This is a genomic window from Bifidobacterium reuteri DSM 23975 (genome assembly GCF_000741695.1).
Classification (GTDB): domain Bacteria; phylum Actinomycetota; class Actinomycetes; order Actinomycetales; family Bifidobacteriaceae; genus Bifidobacterium; species Bifidobacterium reuteri.
Genome location: NZ_JGZK01000001.1, coordinates 348,052 through 365,775 on the forward strand (window position 1 = coordinate 348,052; position 17,724 = coordinate 365,775).

Below are 17,724 nucleotides of genomic sequence, written 5' to 3' on the forward strand. Positions count from 1 at the left end.
CGAGAAAAGTTAAAGGAAGAACTATATTATGGCTATCCGCGTTTACAAGCCGACGTCCGCAGGCCGTCGTAACGCGTCCGTCTCGGATTTCTCCGAGCTGACGCGCTCCACGCCTGAGAAGTCGCTTCTTCGCAAGAAGTCCAAGACCGGCGGTCGTAACTCCTACGGCCGTATCACCTCCCGCCACCGTGGCGGCGGTCACAAGCGTCAGTACCGTCTCATCGATTTCAAGCGTTGGGACAAGGACGGCGTGCCCGCAAAGGTCGCTGAGATCGAATACGATCCGAACCGTACCGCTCGTATCGCCCTGCTGCACTTCGCAGACGGCGAGAAGCGCTACATCATCGCGCCGAAGGGCATCAAGCAGGGTGACGTCATCGAGACCGGTGCCCAGGCCGATATCAAGCCGGGCAACAACCTGCCGCTGCACAGCATCCCGACCGGTACCGTGGTCCACGCCATCGAGCTGAAGCCGCTGGGCGGCGCCAAGATCGCCCGCTCCGCCGGTGCTTCCGTCCAGCTCGTCGCAAAGGATGGCGCTTACGCCCAGCTGCGTATGCCGTCCGGCGAAATCCGCAACGTCGACGCCCGCTGCCGTGCAACCGTCGGCGAGGTCGGCAATGAGGACCACGCCAACATCCAGCTCGGCAAGGCTGGTCGCGCCCGTTGGATGGGCAAGCGCCCGATTACCCGTGGTGAATCCATGAACCCGGTCGACCACCCGCACGGCGGTCGTACCCGCGGTGGCAAGCCGCCGGTTTCCCCGTGGGGCAAGGGCGAGGTTCGTACTCGTCGTCCGAAGAAGGCTTCGAACAAGATGATTGTTCGTCGTCGTCCGTCTGGCAAGAACCGCAAGTAAGGGAGTATCGAGAAGATGACTCGTAGCATCAAGAAGGGCCCCTTCGTCGACGCCCACTTGCAGAAGAAAGTCGACGAGCAGAACGAGAAGGGCACCAAGAACGTCATCAAGACGTGGTCCCGTCGTTCGATGATCACTCCTGATTTCATCGGACACACCTTCGCCGTTCATGACGGTCGTAAGCATGTCCCGGTGTTCGTCACCGAGGCCATGGTTGGTCACAAGCTGGGTGAGTTCGCCCCCACGAAGACCTTCAAGGGTCACGTGAAGGACGACAAGAAGGCCCGCCGCTAAGGATAAGGAATAGAACATGGAAGCTAAAGCAATCGCTCGTCACGTCCGCGTGACGCCGCGCAAGGCTCGCCGCATGGTCGACCTCATCCGCGGCAAGAAGGCGACCGAAGCCGTCACCATTTTGAAGTTCGCCCCTCAGGCTGCGGCCCTGCCGGTCCGCAAGACCCTGGAGAGCGCCATCGCCAACGCTCGTGTGAAGGCCGACAAGGCCGGCGAGCCGTTCCGCGAGAACGACCTGGTCATCAAGGAGACCTTTGTTGATGAAGGCGTGACCCTCAAGCGCTTCCGCGCTCGTGCCCAGGGCCGTGCTGCTCGCATCAACAAGCGCACCTCTCACATCACGGTCGTTGTGGCTAACAAGGAAGGAGCCCGCTAAAGATGGGTCAGAAGATCAATCCGTTTGGCTACCGTCTGGGCATCACCGAGAACCACCGCTCCAAGTGGTTCTCCGACTCCAACAAGCCCGGCGAACGCTACCGCGACTTCGTCCTCGAGGATGATCAGATCCGCAAGGAGATGAACAAGGACCTCGAGCGCGCTGGCGTGAGCAAGATCGTGATCGAGCGCACCCGTGACCGCGTCCGCGTGGACATTCACACCGCCCGTCCGGGCATCGTGATTGGCCGTCGTGGCGCCGAGGCTGAGAAGGTCCGCGCCAAGCTCGAGAAGCTGACCGGCAAGCAGGTCCAGCTCAACATCTTCGAAGTCAAGAACGCCGCGCTGGATGCCCAGCTCGTCGCTCAGGGCATCGCAGAGCAGCTGACCAACCGCGTCACCTTCCGCCGTGCCATGCGCAAGGCTCAGCAGGACGCCATCCACGCTGGTGCCAAGGGTATCCGCATCAAGCTCTCCGGCCGCCTCGGCGGTGCGGAAATGAGCCGTTCCGAGTTCTCCCGCGAGGGTCGCGTTCCGCTGCAGACCCTCCGCGCCCTCATCGATTATGGCTTCTTCGAGGCCCGCACCACCTACGGCCGTATCGGCGTGAAGGTGTGGATCTACAAGGGCGATATGACCGAATCCGAGTTCGAAGAGCAGCAGGCTCAGCAGAACAACCGTCCTGGCCGTCGTGGCGATCGTCGTCCGCGCCGTGGCAACCGTTCCGCCGCCCAGCAGCAGTCCGCAGCCCCCAAGGCTGAAGCTCCTGCCGCCGAGGCCGCTCCTGCAGCAGAAACGAAGGAGTGAGCAAGAATGCTTATCCCCAAGAGGACTAAGTACCGCAAGCAGCACCGCCCCGTGCGTTCTGGCATGTCCAAGGGTGGCAACGAGATCAACTTTGGTGACTACGGCATCCAGGCTCTCGCCCCGGCCTACGTGACCAACCGTCAGATCGAGGCTGCACGTATCGCCATGACCCGCTACATCAAGCGCGGTGGCCGTGTGTGGATCACGATCTTCCCGGATCGTCCGCTGACCAAGCACGCTCTCGGCGCCCGAATGGGTTCCGGTAAGGGTGCTCCCGAGTTCTGGATCGCCAACATCCGCCCTGGTCGCGTGATGTTCGAGATCGGTGGCGTCTCTGACGATATCGCCAAGGAGGCCCTGCGCCGCGCCATCGATAAGCTTCCGATGAAGTGCCGCATTATCGCACGTGAAGGTGGTGACATCTGATGGCTATCGGTACCGCTGATTACTCCATCAAGAATCTGAACGAGAAGACCGACGCGGAAATCGAAGGCTTCCTCAAGAAGTCCAAGGAAGAGCTGTTCAACCTGCGCTTCCAGCACGCGACCGGTCAGCTCGACAACACTGCCCGTCTCAAGGCCGTCAAGCGCGACATCGCCCGCATGTACACCGTGCTTCGCGAGCGTCAGCTTGGCATCAGCCAGGAGCCGGCCGCTACCGAATCCAAGGAGAAGTGATTATGGCTGAAGAGCGTAACTCCCGTAAGGTTCGCCGCGGCTACGTCGTGTCCGATAAGATGGACAAGACGATTACCGTCGAGCTCGAGCATCGTTCGACCCACCCGCTCTACGGCAAGGTCGTTCGTACCACCAGCAAGGTCAAGGCCCATGATGAACACAACGACGCCCACATTGGCGACCTCGTGAGTATTATGGAAACTCGGCCTTTGAGCAAGACCAAGCGCTGGCGTCTCGAATCCATTATCGAGCGCGCTAAGTAAGTAAAGTTCGGCAAGGCTCGCCATTTACCGGGGCATCATGGACTCCACGATGCCCCGGTAAATGGGGAGAACCAGCTCGGCTAAGGAGAATCAATGATTCAGCAGGAAACGCGGCTTCATGTCGCCGACAACACGGGTGCGAAGGAACTCCTCGCCATCCGAGTGCTCGGCGGATCGAAGCGACGCTATGCCGGCATCGGCGACGTGATCGTCGCCTCCGTCAAGGACGCCATTCCTGGCGGGTCGGTCAAGAAGGGCGACGTGGTCAAGGCCGTTGTCGTCCGCACTGTCAAGGAATCCCGTCGTACGGACGGTTCCTACATCAAGTTCGACGAGAACGCCGCCGTCATTCTCGGCTCCGGCCGTGAACCGAAGGGCACTCGTATCTTCGGACCGGTTGGTCGTGAACTGCGTGAGCACAAGTTCATGAAGATCGTGTCCCTCGCTCCGGAGGTGATCTGACATGGTAGCCAAGATTAAGAGCGGCGATCTGGTCAAGGTCATCCGTGGCAAGGACCGCGGTAAGGAAGGCACCGTGAAGCGTGTGCTTCCGAACGACCGACTGATCGTTGAAGGCGTTCAGATCGTCAAGAAGCATGTGCGTGCCACCCAGCAGGGTCAGCAGGCAGGCATTGTGTCCACCGAGGCTCCGATTCATCGCTCCAACGTGATGATCATCGATCCGGAGACCAAGCAGCCTACCCGCGTGGGTGTCACCATCAAGGAAGAGGCGCGTGACGGCAAGGTGAAGACCGTGCGCGTGCGCGTCGCCAAGAAGTCCGGAAAGGAGCTGGCATGACCGATACCACTGTCGAAGCGCCGGCCACCCCGCGCTTGAAGGCCAAGTACAACGAGCAGATCATCGCTGAGCTCGAGAAGGAGTTCAAGTACTCCAACCCGATGCAGGTCGCTCGTGTCCAGAAGGTCGTTGTCTCCATGGGCGTTGGTGCCGCTGCTCGTGACTCCAAGCTCATCGAAGGTGCCGTCAAGGATCTCACTGTGATCACCGGCCAGAAGCCGAAGATCACCAAGGCCAAGAAGTCCGTCGCTCAGTTCCATCTGCGCGAAGGCCAGGCCATCGGCGCGTACGTCACCCTGCGTGGCGACCGCATGTGGGAGTTCCTGGATCGTCTGCTGACCCTTGCGCTGCCTCGTATCCGCGACTTCCGCGGTATCAACGGCCACCAGTTCGATGGCCAGGGCAACTACAACTTTGGTCTCACCGAGCAGTCCATGTTCCACGAGATCGATCCGGATGCGATCGACCACGTGCGCGGTATGGATATCACTGTGGTGACCTCCACCAAGGACGACAAGGAAGCCTACGCTCTGCTGAAGCACCTCGGCTTCCCCTTCAAGGAGAACTGATATGGCAAAAACCGCTCTTAAGAACAAGGCGGCCGGCAAGCCGAAGTTCAAGGTGCGCGCTTACACGCGCTGCCAGGTCTGCGGTCGTCCCCACTCCGTCTACCGCAAGTTCGGCCTGTGCCGCATCTGCCTTCGTGAGAAGGCCCACCGCGGCGAGCTGCCCGGAGTTACGAAGTCCAGTTGGTAAACATCGACGCTGAAGGTCCGCGGCACGTTCCGCCCATGAGGGCGGAACAGCGGCGGAAACCACGGCGAGAAAGGGCATGAAGCCCAAAATGACAATGACAGATCCGATCGCAGACATGCTGACGCGTCTGCGTAACGCGAGCGCGGCCAAGCACGAAACCGTGGATATGCCGTACTCGAAGTTCAAGGCGAACATCGCCGAGATCCTGAAGCGTGAAGGTTACATCAAGGACTTCACCGCCAAGGAAGCCAAGGTCGGCCAGACTCTTGAGGTCACCCTCAAGTACGGTCCGAACGGTGAGCGTTCCATTCAGGGCATCAAGCGCATCTCCAAGCCGGGTCTTCGCCGTTACGCGAAGTCCGACTCCCTGCCGATGCCGCTCGGTGGCCTGGGCATCGCCATCATCTCGACCTCCTCGGGACTGCTGACTCAGAAGGAATGCCTCGACCGAGGCATTGGCGGCGAGATTGTCGCCTTCGTGTGGTGAGAAAGGAGAGCTGAAACATGGCATCGCATATTGGTAAGCTCCCCGTCGCCATCCCTGCTGGCGTCGAAGTCAAGATCGACGGTCAGAACTTCTCGGCCAAGGGTGCCAAGGGTTCCGACTCCTACGTGGTTCCGGAAGGCATCTCCGCTGTCGTCGAAGGCAACGAGATCATTCTCACCCCGGCCGATGACCTGCGTCCGACCCGTGCCAAGCACGGTCTGGCCCGTTCCATCATCGCCGGCATGGTCAAGGGTGTGCACGATGGCTACTCCAAGACCCTCGAGATCGTCGGCACAGGTTACCGCGCCGTCGCCAAGGGCCAGGGCATCGAGTTCTTCCTCGGCTACTCCCACACCATCACCGTCAACCCGCCCGAAGGCATCACGCTGAAGGTCACCGATCCGACCCATGTGGTCGTTGAGGGCTCTGACAAGCAGGTCGTCGGCCAGGTTGCCGCCAACATCCGCAAGCTGCGCGCTCCGGAGCCTTACAAGGGCAAGGGCGTCAAGTACGCCGACGAGCACATCCTGCGCAAGGCTGGAAAGGCTGGTAAGTGATATGAGCGTTGCAATTCTCGGAAAGGGCAAGAAGGTCGCCCTCAAGCGCCGTCATGCACGCATTCGCAAGCGCATCTCCGGCACCCCCGAGCGTCCGCGCCTGGTGGTCACCCGCTCCAACCGCCACATGGTTGCCCAGGTGGTCGACGACACCAAGGGCGTGACTCTGGTGTCCGCTTCCACTCTGCAGGCCGACTTCGCCGGCTTCCAGGGCACCAAGGTTGAGGCTGCCAAGAAGGTCGGCGAGCTGATTGCCGACAAGGCCAAGGCTGCCGGCATCACCGCAGTCGTCTTCGACCGTGGTGGCAACAAGTACACTGGTCGCGTCGCAGCTGTTGCTGAAGGCGCCCGCGAGGGAGGTCTGGCACTGTGAGCGACAACGAAGCAAAGGAAACCCAAGTGGCTGAAGAAACTCAGAACACTGTGGCGACCGAATCCAACAACGAGGACCGCAAGGGTCGTCGTGGCCAGCGCGGTGAGGGCCGTCGTGGCGAGCGTCGTAACCGTCGCGAGGAAAACCGCGGCGACGAAATGCTCGATCGCGTGGTGACCATCAACCGTGTGTCCAAGACCCACAAGGGTGGTCGTACCTTCAGCTTTGCCGCCCTCGTGGTGGTCGGCGATGGTAACGGCACCGTTGGTGTTGGCTACGGCAAGTCCCGTGAGGTCCCGGCCGCCATCGCCAAGGGCCAGCTCGACGCCAAGAAGCACATGTTCACTGTGCCTCGCGTCCGCGGCACCATCACCCACCCGGTTCAGGGCCACGATGCCGCAGGCACCGTGCTCCTGCTCCCGGCAGCTCCGGGTACTGGCGTAATCGCCGGTGGCTCCGTGCGCGCCGTTATGGAATGCGCCGGCATCACCGACGTGCTGTCCAAGTCCATGGGCTCTGCCACCGCCGTGAACGTCGTCCGCGCCACTGTGGCTGCCCTCAAGCAGCTCGAGGAGCCGGAAGAGATCGCAGCCCGTCGTGGCCTCGCTCTGAACGAAGTCGCTCCTGACAACCTGCTGCGTGCCCGCGCCGAAGGCATCGCCGAAGCCCGCAAGGCTCGCGAAGAGGCTGCTGCCAAGGCCGCTGAAGAGAAGGATGGTGAGTGATAATCATGGCTAAGAACCTGAAGATTACCCTGCATCACGGTCTCGTGAACCGTACTCCGGCTCAGCGCGCTACCGCCAAGACCCTCGGTCTGAACAAGATCGGTAAGACCGTCGTCCGTCCGGACACCCCGGCCAACCGTGGCTTGGCTAACGCCTTGCGCCACCTGGTCACCGTCGAGGAGGTTGACTGATTATGGCAGATAACGAAATCCTGCAGATGCACGACCTGAAGCCCGCTCCGGGCGCCAACAAGGATCGCACCCGCGTTGGCCGTGGTGAAGGTTCCAAGGGCAAGACCGCTGGTCGTGGCGCCAAGGGCCAGACCAAGCGCAATCACGTGCGTCCTGGCTTCGAAGGTGGCCAGCTCCCGCTGTACATGCGCCTGCCGAAGCTTCGTGGCTTCAAGAACCCGTTCAGGGTCGAGTTCCAGGTCATCAACATCGCACGTCTTGTGGAGCTCTTCCCCGAGGGTGGCGACGTGACCGTGGCCGACCTGATCGCCAAGGGCGCTGTGCGCAGCAACGCTCCGGTCAAGGTTCTGGGTGAAGGCGAAACCACCGTTGCTTTCAACCTCAAGGGTGTGAAGGCTTCGGCTTCCGCCAAGTCCAAGATCGAAGCAGCTGGTGGCTCCATCTCCGAGGACTGATAGTCTCTCTGAGGAGCTGATCACAGCAATATGACTAACCCCCGTTCGCTTTCCGGTGGACGGGGGTTCGTCATATTCCAACGTTTTTCAAGTACTGCCTACCCGGGCTAACGTCCATCGGTGATTCATCGTCCTCGAATATTGGACGAATATTAGAGATCATCACTATGCTTTTCTCGAGACATAGGTGTGGCAAGTAGGCACGTTAGACTATGCTCGTTCGATAGTTTGTGTATTTGTGCGCTCCCAAGCGTGCCATAGGGAGGAAATCCAGGTGAGGACATTAATCCAGGCCCTGAAGACTAAGGAACTCAGGAAGAAGATCCTATTCGTCCTGTTCATCATCATCATCTACCGTATCGGGTCGTTCATTCCGACCCCGGGCGTGGATTATTCGGTGGTGCAGGAGTGCGTCGGCAAGATGCAGACCGCGTCCGAGAACTTCATCGGTCTGGTGAACCTCTTCTCCGGTGGCGCCATGCTGCAGTTGTCCATCTTCGCGTTGGGCGTCATGCCGTACATCACGGCATCCATCGTCGTGCAGCTGCTGCGTGTGGTCATCCCGCGCTTTGAGGCATTGCACAAGGAGGGCCAGTCCGGCGAGGCCAAGCTCACCCAGTACACGCGTTACCTGACCATCGGCCTGGCCGTCCTCCAGTCCACGACCATCCTGGTCACCGCGCGTTCCGGCGCCCTGTTCAACTATGCGTGCGTCCAGGTCATCCCGGACGGCTCCGTGTGGAACCTCGTCGTCATGGTGCTGATCATGACCGGCGGCACCGGTCTGATCATGTGGATGGCCGAGCTCGTGACCGACAAGGGCATCGGCCAGGGCATGTCCATCTTGATCTTCATGTCCATCTGCTCCGGCTTCCTGCCCCAATTGTGGGAGATCGGCTGGGGCACCAACGGCACCGACGGCGACTGGGCCAAGTTCGCCATCGTGGTCTCGGTGCTCGTCGTCATCCTCATCTTCGTGGACTTCGTGGAACTGTGCCAGCGTCGTGTGCCTGTCCAGTACACGCGCCGCATGATCGGCCGCAAGATGTACGGCGGCTCCTCCACCTACCTGCCGCTCAAGATCAACATGTCCGGCGTGATCCCCCCGATCTTCGCGTCCTCCATCCTCGCCATCCCGACCCTGATCGCCCAGTTCGGCAAGTCCGACCAGTCGTGGGTCAAGTGGATCAACGCGAATCTGGCGAACACCACGAGCGTGTGGTACATCGCCCTGTACGCGCTGATGATCGTGTTCTTCTGCTTCTTCTACACGTCCATCACGTTCAACCCGGACGAGACCGCCGACAACATGAAGCAGTACGGCGGTTTCATCCCCGGCATCCGTGCCGGCAACGCCACCAGCCGCTACCTGACCTATGTGATGAACAGGCTCAACACGGTGGGCGCCGTCTACCTACTGTTCGTGGCCCTGATCCCGACCGTGCTGATCATGGCGCTCGGACTGAACGCGCAGCTGCCGTTCGGCGGCACCACCATCCTGATCATCGCCGGCGTGGGTCTCGACACCCTGCGTCAGGCCCGGGCCCAGACCGAGCAGTTCCAGTACACCGGTTTCCTGCTCGAAAACGTGGATCACAAGGAAGGCAAGTAAGCCTCCAATGACATCGGCACGGTTGGCATATGGCCAGTCGTGCCGATTCCGTACTAATACAACGACAAGCACTATCAAAAGGAGATAAACCATGCGTCTGCTCATCATGGGTCCTCAGGGCGTGGGCAAGGGCACTCAGGCCGCACTGCTCGCCGAGCATTTTGACATCCCCACCATTTCCACGGGTGATATCTTCCGCTTCAACATCAAGAACAAGACGGAACTGGGTCTGGAGGCCATGAGCTACACCGACAAGGGCGAGCTCGTGCCGGATTCCCTGACCAACAAGATCGTCAAGGATCGTCTGGCCAAGGAGGATTGCGCCAACGGCTGGATTCTTGATGGCTATCCGCGAAACGCCGCTCAGGTCGAAGCCCTCGATCAGATGCTCGACGAGCTGGGCACCCCGCTTGACCATGTGGTGGCGCTCGAGGCCGACCGCGAAGTGCTGCTGGAGCGTATGAAGAAGCGCGCCGCAGAGCAGGGACGTGCCGATGACACTCCGGAGGCCATCGCAAAGCGTCTGGAAACGTACGAGAAGGAAACCGCTCCTCTGCTTGACATCTACAAGTCTCGCGGCCTGCTGGTGCTTGAGAACGGTGTCGGTGAGATCAGCGAGATCAGCAAGCGCATCATCAGCGACCTGCACTGAGTCAGCCAACGAAGAGTTGATTCGATAGTTCCGATATCACAGATCGGATCAGGTACCCCTATGCGACACGCCGGGTGTTGCGTAGGGGTACCTCTGTATACGCCCCTGTATATATTTGAATGTCGGTGTGTCTTCGGATGCACTCGTAGTAATTCGTCCAGCGATAGGAAACCTGAGGCACATGGCAAAAGACGGTGTGATTGAAGTCGAAGGTCAGGTAGTGGAGGCACTGCCGAACGCGATGTTCCGCGTTGAGCTCGAAAACAAGCACATCGTGCTCGCCACGATCTCCGGCAAGATGCGCAAGAACTATATTCGTATTCTTCCCCAGGATCGTGTGGTGTTGGAAATGAGCCCCTACGACCTGAATCGTGGACGTATTACGTACCGCTACAAGTAAAGGTACACAAGTAAAGGATAACCATGAAGGTCAGCCCTAGTGTGAAGCGAATCTGCGAAAACTGCCGCGTGATTCGTCGTCACGGCCGCGTCATGGTGATCTGCACCAACCCCCGCCACAAGCAGCGTCAGGGCTGAGAGCAGATTCTCCAGCGGCACCACAATTAAGGCACTCACTCACAGTGCTTCCCGAAAGGGAACGACACTGAACCACGGGTACGTAGGCCCGTGCCGGACTACCGGGGGAGCGGGTGCAAGACCTACGGAAACAAGAAGGAATCGCAATGGCACGTCTTGCCGGAGTCGACATCCCCAATGAGAAGCGCATCGAGATCGCCCTCACCTACATTTTCGGTGTGGGCCGCACTCGTGCCAAGGAAACGCTTGCCGCGACCGGTATCAACCCGGACACCCGCGTCAAGGATCTGACCGACGAGCAGCTGATCACGCTGCGTGACTACCTCGAGGGCAACTACAAGATCGAGGGTGACCTGCGTCGTGAAATCGATGCGGACATTCGTCGCAAGATTCAGATCAACTGCTACCAAGGCCAGCGTCACCGTAAGGGACTTCCTGTGCGCGGTCAGCGCACCAAGACCAACGCCCGCACCCGTAAGGGCCCGAAGCGCACGGTCGCCGGAAAGAAGAAGGCCACCAAGTAAGAGTGGCATGATTCGAACCACGGGATGCTCGGCATTCCATCGTTCGAATATCAACAACAAAGTTCGTTATTAGGAAACGAGGGTCAATGGCAGCTCCAAAGCAAGCCGCTCGTAAGCCCGCTCGTCGCCGCGATCGCAAGTCGATTCCGGTGGGTCAGGCTCACATCAAGTCCACTTTCAACAACACGATCATCTCGATCACCGATCCGTCCGGCGCTGTGGTGTCCTGGGCCTCCGGTGGCGATGTCGGCTTCAAGGGCTCCCGTAAGTCCACGCCGTACGCTGCTGGTATGGCTGCCGAGTCCGCTGCCCGCAAGGCAATGGAACACGGTGTCAAGAAGGTCGACGTGTTCGTCAAGGGTCCGGGTTCCGGTCGTGAAACCGCCATCCGTTCCCTGCAGTCCGCGGGTCTCGAGGTCGGTTCCATCACCGATGTCACCCCGCAAGCCCATAACGGCGTTCGTCCTCCGAAGCGTCGTCGCGTCTGAGCACTCAGCAATACGAAATCAATCCAAAACCGCCTGACCGGTGAGTGCACCACCGAGTTCAAGCTGAAAGGATAACCACAGTGCTTATTGCACAGCGTCCGACTCTGACCGAGGAATCTCTGAATTCGCAGCGCTCCCGCTTCATCATCGAGCCGCTCGAGCCTGGCTTCGGCTATACGCTCGGCAACTCGCTGCGTCGCACGCTGCTGAGCTCCATCCCTGGTGCGGCTGTGACCTCTGTGCGTATCTCCGGTGCCCTGCATGAGTTCACCACTCTGCCGGGTGTCCAGGAGGACGTGACTGAGATCCTGCTCAACATCAAGGGCATTGTGTTCACCAGCGAGTATGACGAGCCTGTGGTCATGTACCTGCGCAAGAGCGGCAAGGGTGAGGCTACCGCAGGAGACATCACTCCGCCGGCCGGCGTCACCATCGCCAACCCGGATCAGCACATTGCCACTCTCGCCGAAGATGGCGAACTCGAAATCGAGTTCACCGTCGAGCGCGGTCGTGGCTACGTTCCGGCTCAGATGAACAAGCAGGACAATGGTGAAATCGGCCGTATCCCGGTTGATTCCATCTATTCCCCGGTGCTCAAGGTGAGCTACAAGGTCGAGGCGACCCGTGTGGAACAGCGCACGGACTTCGACAAGCTCATTCTGGACGTGGAGACCAAGCCCGCCATCTCGCCGCGCGACGCGGTGGCTTCCGCTGGTTCGACCTTGGTGGAGCTCTTCGGCCTGTGCCGTGAGCTCAACACCCAGGCTGAAGGCGTTGAAGTCGGTCCGGCCCCGGTGGCCGAGGAGACCAACCCCGAGATGGCTGTCCCGATTGAGGACCTCAACCTGACGCAGCGTTCTTACAACTGCCTCAAGCGTGAGGGCATTCACACCATCGGTGAGCTTGTCTCCCACACCGAGCAGGATCTGCTCGACATCCGCAATTTCGGTATGAAGTCGATTGACGAGGTCAAGGAGAAGCTGCAGGCCCTGGGTCTTAGCCTCAAGTCCTCGCCGATGGCCTTCGATACCAACAATCTCGAAGGTGGCACGTTCTTCTCGCCTGAAGACGAGTGATCTGCCCCTTTTGACAAACCGTCCATAATGGCAGGCGGATGTTCGGGCATATGCCCACCTGCCTGCCGTTGCGGACAATAAGGAGTAAAACCCATGCCTACACCTAAGAAGGGCCCGCGTCTGGCTTCCAGCCCTGCGCACGAGCGCCTCATGCTGGCAAACATGGCGACTAGCCTGTTCCAGAACGGTCGCATCACCACCACGCTGCCGAAGGCCAAGCGCCTTCGTCCGCTGGCCGAGCGCCTGATCACCTTCGCCAAGCGCGGTGACCTGCACTCCCGTCGTCGCGTGATGCGCGTCATCCGCAACAAGTCCGTGGTGCACGTGCTGTTCACCCAGATCGCCGAGCAGATGGAGCAGCGTGAGGGTGGCTACACCCGTATCGTCAAGATCGCTCCGCGCGTTGGCGATTCCTCTGCTGCAGCCATCATCGAGCTCGTCACCGAGCCGGTTGCCAAGAAGGCTGTCGTGAAGGAAGCCGAGGCTGCCACCAAGGTCGCCGACGAGGCTCCTGCCGCAGAAGCTGTTGAGGCTCCGGTCGCTGAGGCCACCGAGGCTCCGGCTGAGGAGACCGCTGCTGCTGAGGCCACCGAGGCACCGGCCGAGGAAGCCGCCGCCGAGAAGGCCGAGTGAGCTGAATAGCTTTCCGCTAAGCTAGATAGAGGGTTGGAATCCAAATGGATTCCAACCCTTTTCCATATCTCGCATCAGGTCACTTCTGGCATAATTCTGGGACGATTCTGGCACGATTCCCGATCCCGAGAATTTGCGTCGTTGGGGTGTTGTCAGCGACGCAAATTCTCGGTTGTCGATCATCCGGGGCGATACGGGGCTGCCAGATATCACGGGAGGGTACGAACCGCCCGGATTGCATTGGCGCGGGTAGCAAGTTGCTCATCCGGGGGGTAGGCGATGTGCTCCAGAGTCAGTCCTTGAGGCGCAATGGGCCCACTCGAGCCCTCCCGCACAGGGTGTGCCATCTTATCGGCGAACCAATCCAATGATTTGCGTCCCGAACCGACCTTCACACAGGATCCGACCAGAGAGCGAACCATATTGCGGGCAAACGCATCGGCGACAATCGTGAACACCAGCAATCCTGATTCCAATGACGGAGTCCGGTATGACTCGCCCATATCCGAACCTGATGGAACCAGCGGAACGGCGGGAATGCGCCTCCAATAGGCGTTCTTGACCTCGCGGATTGTGGTCCCGCCCGGGTTGGGCGTCGCGAACGAGCCGAAATCATGCAACCCCAATGTCATCGCCGCCGCCCGGTTCATTGCATCCACATCCAAAGCCTCGTCCACGCGCAGCACGAAACCACGTGATCTCGGGTCGGCTTCGGACGAGCGGTCGGCGACACGATACACATAGGTCCGCTCCAGCGCGGAGAAGCGCGCGTCAAAACCGTCAGGCGCAACCGTCACCTGGTGAATCACGATATCCGGGGGCAGTACGGCTTTGAGCCGGCGTGCCAAAGCATCGACGGCTGGCACCTCCATATGCCCGACGCATCGCAGCAATACCGCATCGCTCACATCGAGATGCGCCACCTGATGCGAGGCGTGCACGCCGGTATCCGTGCGTCCGGCGACGGTCAGTCGCAACGGATCGTCAGCGTCATCGGCAGACACGCGAAGCACCTTGTGCAACGCGTCCTCGATGGTGCCCTGCACCGTGCGCAGTCGTGGCTGCCTGGCCCATCCGAAGAAACCGCCGCCGTCGTACGCCAGATCAATGCGAAGTCGTGTCATAACCATCCATCCTAACGAGCAGCCGCGGATTCCGGTGGGCCGGTATGTTCCACGCCTACTGCACTGTGGGAGGCGTGGAACATACCGGGATCGCGATGATGCAGGACTCGCTGATGACATCATTCCGTCGGGAAGCGCCAGGCATGCCTCGAAGCGACTCTGTGAAGTGACCTGCCTGTAACATTCTCGCGCATTTGCCGAAACGGTGCTGTCCTAGGTTAATAACCATCACACCGGGTTGCGGTGGCGGCGTCAGCGTGCGCCAAAGCCTCCGCGATACGCAGGTGGCACCGAGCGGCCGTTTACAGCAAGGAGCAGGCACGAGATGATCGAATCAGCCGCGCATAAGTTGGCGCATGAACTAGTCAATCGCCGTGAAGCCATCAACCGGGAGCTTTCCAGAAACGGCGTGCGCTTCGGCATCTACAAGAACAACGAATACCATGACCGTCTGTTCCCTTATGACCCGGTGCCCCGCATCATCGAATCCGATGAGTTCGACGAACTGGAGAAGGGGCTGAAACAGCGCGTCAATGCGCTGAACGCCTACCTCAAGGACATCTATTCGGACAAGTCGATTGTGCATGACGGCGTCATTCCGGAAGAGTATGTATACACGTCCGCCGGGTACTTCCCGCAGGTCAATGGCGTGACGCCTCCGGGTGGCATCTTCGCCCACATCGCCGGCGAGGATCTGGTGCAGGGGGAGGACGGCCGCTGGTGGGTGCTCGAAGACAATCTGCGCATCCCCTCCGGCGCAAGCTATCCATTGTTCGTGCGCGATATTGAACGTCGCATCTCCCCGCGCCTGTTCCGCGATGTGCACATCCGCGACAACCGTGAATATCCGCGCCTGCTGCGCAAGGCCATGGATTTTGTCTCCACCGAGGGCATCGCCGTGGTATTGACGCCGGGCCGCTACAATTCCGCGTTCTTCGAACACGCCTATCTGGCCGAGAAGACCGGCGCGGCGCTCGCCTTCCCGGAGGATCTCGAAGTGGTGGACAACAAGGTGTACTTCCTTGATTACGCAGGCAAACGCCATCGCGTAGGCGTGGTATACCGCCGTTTGTCCGACGAATACCTCGATCCGTTCGCCTTCAACCCTGATTCGGTGATCGGCGTGCCGGGGATTCTGTCCGCATACCGAGACGGCAACGTGGCCATCGTCAACGCGCCGGGCAATGGTGCGGCCGACGACAAGGCCATCTACTACTTCGTGCCGCAGATGATCAAGTATTACCTCGGCGAGGAACCGATTCTGCACAATGCGCCCACGTATATGCCGATGTTCGAGGCCGATCGCAAGGAAGTCCTGAACCGCATGGGCGAACTGGTTATCAAGGACGTCGCCGAAGCCGGCGGCTATGGCGTGGTGTTCGGCTCATCGCTGGACACCGCCGCTCGCGAGGAGCTTGCCGAACGCATCAAGGAAGAGCCGCGCCGGTTCATCGCCCAAGAGGTGATTCAGTTCCGCGACATTGACGTGGTCGATGCCAAGACCGGGGAGATGTCGCCGCGCAAATGCGATCTGCGCGCTTTCGTGGTTACCGGCAAGAGCACGCACGTCTGGTACTCGGGTTTGACCAGATACTCTTCGGTGCCCGGCCAGATGATCGTCAACTCCTCGCAGGGCGGCGGATTCAAGGACACGTGGGTGCTGGCGCCGGAAACCGGTGTGGAACATGAACTGGATGCCGAGGTGCAGGTCGCCAATCTGCTCAGCCAGTCCCGTCATCACTCGCTGTCGCTGGTCACCGCGTCCAAAGCCGATAACCTGTATTGGCTCGGACGCTACACCGAGCGTGCGTTCACCACGCTGAACCAGTTCTTCCCGTTCTACGATCGCGTGATGGACACGGATGTGGACGCTTTCCGTCCATTTGCGCACGCGCTCGACCTGCCGGAGGATTTCGAGGACTTCGACGAGTTCGTCACGAGCTTCCTCTATGACGGTACGAACCCTGATTCTGTCCGTTCGGCTGTCACCGCCGCATTCAACAACGCGGTGATCCTGCGTCCGGAACTGAGCTCCCGTCTGCTGCAGTATGTGGAACTGGCCATGACCAACATCACCGATGCGGCACGCAAGGCGGCCGATGCCGACGATATCTACAATCAGCGCGACATCGCCGACGACATGCTCGCCTTCTGGGGCGGCATCGAGAACTCGCCTGTCGATCCCACGTTGAAGGCGTTCGTGTTCATCGGCAAATATCTGGAGCGTATCGATCTGTATACGCGTTTCGGGCTGTCGATGGAGCAGATGGATGCGCCGTTGCGCAAGCTTGCGTCGTATTCCATGGTGCTTGATGGTATGCCGTTGCCCAGCTGTTTTGCTGATGGCCTGAGCTGGCTGGTGGGTCAGTTGCCGGCCCGCGGGTACGATCAGGTGGCGGCGCTGCTCAAGAAGTATCTGGATGATTATTCCGGCCGCATCAGCGCGTTGGCCATCAAGGACATGGGGTCGTTGAGCTCCATGAACATGGACGCCAAGCGCATCTGACGCGTTGCAATGCTAAGGTGATATCAACATACAGCCGGTAATGCGGTCTTGTTGGCCTGTCATGCGGTAGGGCGATATGACGCCTGTACCCGCGGACGGGCCTCATGCCGTGGAACGTGAAGACAATCGCAGGAGCAGTATTGAAGAAACTCGTATTCGACTATGAGATGAAGCTTTCGTTCAGTGCTCCCGTGACCGACCATCGGTTCCAGCTCCGCTGCATCCCCGCGACGGGCCCGCGTCAGCAGGTCATCGACGTGGAGGTCAAGATCCGACCTGATACCGAGCTGGATACCACCATCGACTCCTTCGACTCCGTGGTGATGACCGGTTTCATTCCCGAGCCGCATGACGTGTTCAGCTATTCGGTGACCGGCATCGCCTTCGTGGACAATGCGCACATCAAGAAGGAGATCTACAAGCCGCTCTACCGCTTCAACTCCGCATTGACCATTCCCGGGCCATGCATCGAGGCGATGGTGGATCTGTGCCAGAGGCGTCTAGCGAAGCTGTCGGAGCATGCCACGCCGGTTGAGCGTGCCACCGAAGTGATGGATGAGGTATACCACGCCTTCGTGTATACGCCGGGTTCCACCACGATTCGCACCACCGCCGAACAGGCGCTCGCCCAGCGCAAGGGCGTATGCCAAGATTATGCGCATGTGATGCTCTCGGTATGCCGCCACGTCGGCCTGACCGCGCGATACATCGCCGGACTGCTCGGTGGGGAAGGTGCCACGCATGCCTGGGTGGAGGTGTATCAGGACGGTCGCTGGGTTGGTCTTGATCCCACGCATAACCGCCTGGTCGATGACAACTACATCACCATCGCGCACGGGCGCGATTATCGCGACTGCATGCTCGACATCGGTATCTTCTCCGGCTACAACGTCGAGCAGACCCAATGGGTCAACGCCTCCGTGCACGAGCAGCAGTCCTGATGGGCTCATCGTC

28 protein-coding genes are annotated in these 17,724 nt (G+C 60.1%); 27 read left to right on the top strand and 1 reads right to left on the bottom strand.

Annotated elements, in window-relative coordinates:
• The first annotated feature begins 28 nt into the window (after nucleotides 1–28).
• The 25 genes from rplB (at nucleotide 29) to rplQ (ending at nucleotide 13,140) form a co-directional block, all read left to right on the top strand.
• Nucleotides 29–859, top strand: coding sequence for a 50S ribosomal protein L2 (rplB, locus tag BREU_RS01355; protein ID WP_044089113.1), 831 nt, complete (start codon nucleotides 29–31; stop codon nucleotides 857–859).
• 15 nt (nucleotides 860–874) lie between these two features.
• On the top strand, nucleotides 875–1,153 hold the full coding sequence (rpsS, locus tag BREU_RS01360; protein ID WP_003814508.1) for a 30S ribosomal protein S19: 279 nt from the start codon (nucleotides 875–877) through the stop codon (nucleotides 1,151–1,153).
• 16 nt (nucleotides 1,154–1,169) lie between these two features.
• A complete protein-coding gene (gene rplV, locus BREU_RS01365; protein WP_044089112.1) occupies nucleotides 1,170–1,529 on the top strand; it encodes a 50S ribosomal protein L22 in 360 nt (119 codons plus the stop codon).
• Between the two features lie 2 nt (nucleotides 1,530–1,531).
• Nucleotides 1,532–2,335, top strand: a complete 804-nt coding sequence (gene rpsC, locus BREU_RS01370) for a 30S ribosomal protein S3 (protein WP_044089110.1) — start codon at nucleotides 1,532–1,534, stop codon at nucleotides 2,333–2,335.
• A gap of 6 nt (nucleotides 2,336–2,341) precedes the next feature.
• Nucleotides 2,342–2,761: a 50S ribosomal protein L16 gene (gene rplP, locus BREU_RS01375; protein ID WP_044089109.1), complete on the top strand. Its 420-nt coding sequence runs from the start codon at nucleotides 2,342–2,344 to the stop codon at nucleotides 2,759–2,761.
• Nucleotides 2,761–3,012: a 50S ribosomal protein L29 gene (rpmC, locus tag BREU_RS01380; protein ID WP_044089107.1), complete on the top strand. Its 252-nt coding sequence runs from the start codon at nucleotides 2,761–2,763 to the stop codon at nucleotides 3,010–3,012. Before rplP ends, rpmC begins: the two co-directional genes overlap by 1 nt.
• 2 nt (nucleotides 3,013–3,014) lie before the next feature.
• Nucleotides 3,015–3,275 carry a 30S ribosomal protein S17 gene (rpsQ, locus tag BREU_RS01385; RefSeq protein WP_044089106.1) on the top strand — a complete coding sequence of 87 codons (261 nt, stop codon included), beginning with the start codon at nucleotides 3,015–3,017 and terminating at the stop codon, nucleotides 3,273–3,275.
• A gap of 93 nt (nucleotides 3,276–3,368) precedes the next feature.
• Complete coding sequence (gene rplN / locus BREU_RS01390) at nucleotides 3,369–3,737, top strand: 50S ribosomal protein L14 (protein ID WP_044089104.1); 369 nt, start codon at nucleotides 3,369–3,371, stop codon at nucleotides 3,735–3,737.
• Nucleotide 3,738: 1 nt separating this feature from the next.
• On the top strand, nucleotides 3,739–4,074 hold the full coding sequence (gene rplX / locus BREU_RS01395; protein ID WP_044089103.1) for a 50S ribosomal protein L24: 336 nt from the start codon (nucleotides 3,739–3,741) through the stop codon (nucleotides 4,072–4,074).
• Nucleotides 4,071–4,643, top strand: coding sequence for a 50S ribosomal protein L5 (rplE, locus tag BREU_RS01400; RefSeq protein WP_044089102.1), 573 nt, complete (start codon nucleotides 4,071–4,073; stop codon nucleotides 4,641–4,643). Before rplX ends, rplE begins: the two co-directional genes overlap by 4 nt.
• Before the next feature lies 1 nt (nucleotide 4,644).
• A complete protein-coding gene (locus BREU_RS01405; RefSeq protein ID WP_003814530.1) occupies nucleotides 4,645–4,830 on the top strand; it encodes a type Z 30S ribosomal protein S14 in 186 nt (61 codons plus the stop codon).
• A gap of 88 nt (nucleotides 4,831–4,918) precedes the next feature.
• Nucleotides 4,919–5,317, top strand: a complete 399-nt coding sequence (rpsH, locus tag BREU_RS01410; RefSeq protein WP_003829896.1) for a 30S ribosomal protein S8 — start codon at nucleotides 4,919–4,921, stop codon at nucleotides 5,315–5,317.
• Between the two features lie 17 nt (nucleotides 5,318–5,334).
• Nucleotides 5,335–5,874, top strand: a complete 540-nt coding sequence (gene rplF / locus BREU_RS01415; protein ID WP_044089099.1) for a 50S ribosomal protein L6 — start codon at nucleotides 5,335–5,337, stop codon at nucleotides 5,872–5,874.
• Nucleotide 5,875: 1 nt separating this feature from the next.
• Complete coding sequence (rplR, locus tag BREU_RS01420; RefSeq protein ID WP_044089097.1) at nucleotides 5,876–6,247, top strand: 50S ribosomal protein L18; 372 nt, start codon at nucleotides 5,876–5,878, stop codon at nucleotides 6,245–6,247.
• On the top strand, nucleotides 6,244–6,972 hold the full coding sequence (gene rpsE / locus BREU_RS01425) for a 30S ribosomal protein S5 (protein WP_044089096.1): 729 nt from the start codon (nucleotides 6,244–6,246) through the stop codon (nucleotides 6,970–6,972). The genes rplR and rpsE overlap by 4 nt, the downstream gene beginning before the upstream one ends.
• A 5-nt stretch (nucleotides 6,973–6,977) precedes the next feature.
• A complete protein-coding gene (gene rpmD, locus BREU_RS01430; RefSeq protein WP_044089160.1) occupies nucleotides 6,978–7,163 on the top strand; it encodes a 50S ribosomal protein L30 in 186 nt (61 codons plus the stop codon).
• Nucleotides 7,164–7,165: 2 nt separating this feature from the next.
• Nucleotides 7,166–7,618, top strand: a complete 453-nt coding sequence (gene rplO / locus BREU_RS01435) for a 50S ribosomal protein L15 (RefSeq protein ID WP_044089095.1) — start codon at nucleotides 7,166–7,168, stop codon at nucleotides 7,616–7,618.
• A 274-nt stretch (nucleotides 7,619–7,892) separates the two neighbouring features.
• Complete coding sequence (secY, locus tag BREU_RS01440; RefSeq protein ID WP_044089094.1) at nucleotides 7,893–9,230, top strand: preprotein translocase subunit SecY; 1,338 nt, start codon at nucleotides 7,893–7,895, stop codon at nucleotides 9,228–9,230.
• Between the two features lie 91 nt (nucleotides 9,231–9,321).
• Entirely contained in the window at nucleotides 9,322–9,882 is a 561-nt protein-coding gene (locus tag BREU_RS01445; protein ID WP_044089093.1) for an adenylate kinase, read from the top strand.
• 181 nt (nucleotides 9,883–10,063) lie between these two features.
• Nucleotides 10,064–10,282 carry a translation initiation factor IF-1 gene (gene infA / locus BREU_RS01450; protein ID WP_003808114.1) on the top strand — a complete coding sequence of 73 codons (219 nt, stop codon included), beginning with the start codon at nucleotides 10,064–10,066 and terminating at the stop codon, nucleotides 10,280–10,282.
• 23 nt (nucleotides 10,283–10,305) lie between these two features.
• Nucleotides 10,306–10,419, top strand: a complete 114-nt coding sequence (gene rpmJ, locus BREU_RS11420) for a 50S ribosomal protein L36 (protein WP_003814578.1) — start codon at nucleotides 10,306–10,308, stop codon at nucleotides 10,417–10,419.
• A gap of 146 nt (nucleotides 10,420–10,565) precedes the next feature.
• Entirely contained in the window at nucleotides 10,566–10,943 is a 378-nt protein-coding gene (rpsM, locus tag BREU_RS01455; protein ID WP_026641530.1) for a 30S ribosomal protein S13, read from the top strand.
• Nucleotides 10,944–11,029: 86 nt separating this feature from the next.
• A complete protein-coding gene (gene rpsK, locus BREU_RS01460; protein ID WP_034527262.1) occupies nucleotides 11,030–11,431 on the top strand; it encodes a 30S ribosomal protein S11 in 402 nt (133 codons plus the stop codon).
• Between the two features lie 80 nt (nucleotides 11,432–11,511).
• Nucleotides 11,512–12,507, top strand: a complete 996-nt coding sequence (locus BREU_RS01465) for a DNA-directed RNA polymerase subunit alpha (RefSeq protein WP_044089089.1) — start codon at nucleotides 11,512–11,514, stop codon at nucleotides 12,505–12,507.
• Between the two features lie 93 nt (nucleotides 12,508–12,600).
• Nucleotides 12,601–13,140, top strand: coding sequence for a 50S ribosomal protein L17 (gene rplQ / locus BREU_RS01470; RefSeq protein ID WP_044089088.1), 540 nt, complete (start codon nucleotides 12,601–12,603; stop codon nucleotides 13,138–13,140).
• A gap of 209 nt (nucleotides 13,141–13,349) precedes the next feature.
• On the opposite strand, the gene truA is transcribed toward rplQ, so the two are convergent.
• Nucleotides 13,350–14,264, bottom strand: coding sequence for a tRNA pseudouridine(38-40) synthase TruA (gene truA / locus BREU_RS01475; RefSeq protein ID WP_044089087.1), 915 nt, complete (start codon nucleotides 14,262–14,264; stop codon nucleotides 13,350–13,352).
• 325 nt (nucleotides 14,265–14,589) lie between these two features.
• Between truA and BREU_RS01480 the strand changes: the two genes are divergently transcribed.
• Both BREU_RS01480 and BREU_RS01485 read left to right on the top strand, forming a co-directional pair.
• Nucleotides 14,590–16,770 (top strand): circularly permuted type 2 ATP-grasp protein, encoded by a 2,181-nt coding sequence (locus BREU_RS01480; protein ID WP_044089086.1) that lies wholly within the window; start codon nucleotides 14,590–14,592, stop codon nucleotides 16,768–16,770.
• Nucleotides 16,771–16,910: 140 nt separating this feature from the next.
• Nucleotides 16,911–17,711, top strand: coding sequence for a transglutaminase family protein (locus BREU_RS01485; protein WP_044089085.1), 801 nt, complete (start codon nucleotides 16,911–16,913; stop codon nucleotides 17,709–17,711).
• The last annotated feature ends 13 nt before the right edge of the window (nucleotides 17,712–17,724 follow it).